The sequence below is a fragment of the Halobacillus sp. BBL2006 genome, from assembly GCF_000786645.1.
Classification (GTDB): domain Bacteria; phylum Bacillota; class Bacilli; order Bacillales; family Halobacillaceae; genus Halobacillus.
The window spans coordinates 1-3065 of record NZ_JRNX01000798.1 but is presented as its reverse complement, the minus strand read 5'-3'; the positions used below and the strand labels follow the sequence as shown (position 1 = coordinate 3065).

At 37.3% G+C, this 3065-nt stretch carries 4 protein-coding genes; 1 reads left to right on the top strand and 3 read right to left on the bottom strand.

The window, feature by feature from the left end; genetic code table 11:
- Positions 1–167: 167 nt before the first annotated feature.
- A complete protein-coding gene (locus LD39_RS19810) occupies positions 168–1517 on the bottom strand; it encodes an aspartate kinase (RefSeq protein WP_035552470.1) in 1350 nt (449 codons plus the stop codon).
- 201 nt (positions 1518–1718) lie between these two features.
- On the opposite strand from LD39_RS19810, the gene LD39_RS19805 reads away from it, so the two are divergent.
- A complete protein-coding gene (locus LD39_RS19805) occupies positions 1719–1991 on the top strand; it encodes a hypothetical protein (RefSeq protein WP_035552467.1) in 273 nt (90 codons plus the stop codon).
- A gap of 17 nt (positions 1992–2008) precedes the next feature.
- On the opposite strand, the gene LD39_RS19800 is transcribed toward LD39_RS19805, so the two are convergent.
- Together LD39_RS19800 and LD39_RS19795 are read right to left on the bottom strand one after the other, a co-directional pair.
- Positions 2009–2410 carry a hypothetical protein gene (locus LD39_RS19800; protein WP_035552465.1) on the bottom strand — a complete coding sequence of 134 codons (402 nt, stop codon included), beginning with the start codon at positions 2408–2410 and terminating at the stop codon, positions 2009–2011.
- A gap of 142 nt (positions 2411–2552) precedes the next feature.
- On the bottom strand, positions 2553–2855 hold the full coding sequence (locus LD39_RS19795) for a hypothetical protein (RefSeq protein ID WP_156112696.1): 303 nt from the start codon (positions 2853–2855) through the stop codon (positions 2553–2555).
- Between the last annotated feature and the right edge of the window lie 210 nt (positions 2856–3065).

The window sequence follows — 3065 nt, the reverse complement described above, 5'->3', positions numbered from 1 at the left end:
TGGACGAGCTGCTTCCCAGCCAATCCTGACTCTTTCACGGCAATGAACCCCGGTTATCTCGGAATCAAGTCTTCCGCAATCCTGCACTTATACTGAATAACCTTCAGTGTATTTTTGCATTTGTGAAATAACCTAACTAAATAATCACACTAGCTTTTTAACATACTCTATTCAAAAAATGTAGAATATAACGATTGGACCGCTGCTGAGAGATTTTGTGATTTCACCCCAAACATCATGGAAACCTCTGACGATCCTTGGTTAATCATTTCTATATTTACTTTAGCTTTTCTAAATGCGCTGGCTGCACTGCTCGCAATACCTACTGACTGATTCATACCTTCCCCTACGATCATAATCATGGCCATTTCTCTTTCAATTAATACCATGTCCACTTCCAACTCATCTTTAATTCGTTGAACCACGATCTCTTCCTTCACTTTAGGCAGTTGGTTTTCTCTTAGGACCACAGACATGTCATCAATTCCAGATGGAGCATGTTCAAAAGAAACGCCTTCATCCTCGAGGATTTGAAGTAATCGCCGACCGAACCCGATCTCACGGTTCATTAAATATTTACTTACATATAAGTTTAGAAACCCGGTATCACTCGCAATACCAACGACATCTCCATCCCTTTCTGGGAGCTCAGCAACGATCATAGTCCCGGGGGCAGAAGGATTATTTGTATTTTTGATACATACAGGAATTTTTTCTTTGAATGCAGGAATTAAAGCTTCATCATGAAATACTGAAAATCCTGCATAAGAAAGTTCGCGCATTTCTCTGTAAGTTAAAGAAGTTAGCTGTTTAGGATTTTCAACAATCATTGGATTTACACAATAGACCGAATCTACATCTGTGAAATTTTCATATAGTTCAGCTTTCAGTCCTGCGGCAACGATCGAACCGGTAATATCAGATCCACCTCTGGAAAATGTTACGAGCTCATCTTCAGGTGTAAATCCGAAAAAGCCAGGAATGACGAGAATTTCTTCTCGGTTTCTCAATTGATAAAGTTTTTCGAAACTTTCATCTAAAACTATAGCCCCGCCTGGCTGATCTCTGACAAGGATTCCAGCTTCTTTAGGATTCACATACGAAGCAGGCACTCCTTTATATTGAATGTAAGCACTAACTATTAATGCAGATCCATCTTCACCGCAAGACTTCAGAGCATCCATTCCTTGCTTGTCTCCCTTTTGAATAAGCGCAATGGAAGCATCAATTTTTGCTTTTATTTGATTCCATACATCATTAGAAAGTCCAAGTTCAGCAATCATCGACTGAAACCTGTCAGAAATTATCCCATAGGATTCTTCATAATCTTTTTTCTGCGCTACCGATTCACCTAAACTGATCAGTAAGTCTGTGACTTTTGTATCTCCACTGTACCGTTTCCCAGGTGCTGAAACGACAATTACTTTTCTACTTGGATCAGATTCAATGATATCCGTAATTTTATTGATTTGGCCAGCATCTGCGACTGAGCTGCCTCCGAATTTAACAACCTTCATATGTAACCCACCCATCAATTGACTAAAGAGATTAATAATTAAGAATTGTATCACAAATGCATGTTGTATATGAACCAATAAGATGAAAAAAATTTCATATGGAAAAATTAAACCATTATTTTATAATTTCCCTTCTAAATCATGTATAATGATTACAGCTTTAAATCGAATAAATAATAATGAAAGGGAGGTCTAAAATTGATGATCTATAGAAGAGATGGCATGGGTGGATCCAGATATTACCCTGCACAAAGCGAGATCATGATTTATTGCACATTTGTTCATTCTGGACACCGATACATTATCCTGAGATATTTGGACCTTCCTTTTTGCTTCCGAGTCATAAAAAGAAAAGGACTTGATTATTTAGATAATCAAGTCCTTGATTGCTTGCTTCCTTACTTGGATCGTATAGATGAGGGTCAATATGATGATGATTATTTAGCAAAATCCGTACAGCCTCATATGGATTAAAAACTTCAGTCTAAGGACTAAGGAAAAGTTTCTACAGCTTTATCAAAGCGATTTAGTCTCAATTTTTTCAACACCATCAGAATGGTATCATTCATTTTTTTAACATTCGATGTAGCTTTGATATACCCTTGATAAGCTTTTTCCCAGTTTTCCATCGAGTAGGAAGATGCGGTGTTTAAGTATTCCTTCGTTTCATCAACCCAACTTTGTAGCGAATCGTAATTTTTTGTAAATGGCTCGATGTATTCAAAATCCCCATCTACCTTCTCTATTTCTTCCTGCAGTAAATCCCAGCCCTTCCCGGTTTTGCTGTCCGAGTCGTAAGTACGGCAATATCTCTTCATAAACTCTCGATCGCCAGAAGTTATCTCCTCAATGGAATCTACGTGTAGTCCTTGAATCGTCTCGAAATCCCCCATGCCTCTTGCTACTGATGCCATAAACAAACTTAATACTTGTGTCCCTATCGGTTCAAATATTTGATGATTGTCATAGTTTTTATAAAGGAGGACTTTCGATCCTTCATCGATTACATAACCATTCTCATACGCGATTGCATCTTTATCCGATCAACTTCGAAACTATCCCTAGCATAATTCCCAAGTATTGACCTTTAGTGGGAACTGTATGCTTGTGTTCACCTTTTGTTACTCTGCTGACGAATTTTTTCGAGTTTTTTGAAAAAGTATAGCCATTCTTGTAGGTAATATATTCTTGATGATATAAATCTTTCCCTGTAGTTTTATCATTCCTTTCCAACCGGCCTTCTGCAGGTAATTCATAATTATCAATGATCTGATCAATTTTTTCATAACGCTTAGGGAGTTTGGATAATCCAAAATCTTTGTTATAACCACCATTCACTAATCCGCTTATCGATTTGGATGAAAGATCAGTCTTTGATTTAGTATGAAGTTCAACAGACTCATCATCAGTCTTGCATCCCACTAGAGAGAGGAATGAGAACACAAGGAAGTACTTTTAAAAAAGTTTAATAAATAATGATATGCACTCCTTTATTTACGTTACTCCATCGTAACACGGAAAACAACTTGTTGAAATTTCCCCAAAAAT

What these genes read in the sequence shown, in the direction of transcription:
- LD39_RS19805 (WP_035552467.1), top strand. Translation starts at nt 1,719, where the DNA reads ATGATCTATAGAAGAGATGGCATGGGTGGATCCAGATATTACCCTGCA.
- LD39_RS19800 (WP_035552465.1), bottom strand. Translation starts at nt 2,410, where the DNA reads ATGGGGGATTTCGAGACGATTCAAGGACTACACGTAGATTCCATTGAG.
- LD39_RS19810 (WP_035552470.1), bottom strand. Translation starts at nt 1,517, where the DNA reads ATGAAGGTTGTTAAATTCGGAGGCAGCTCAGTCGCAGATGCTGGCCAA.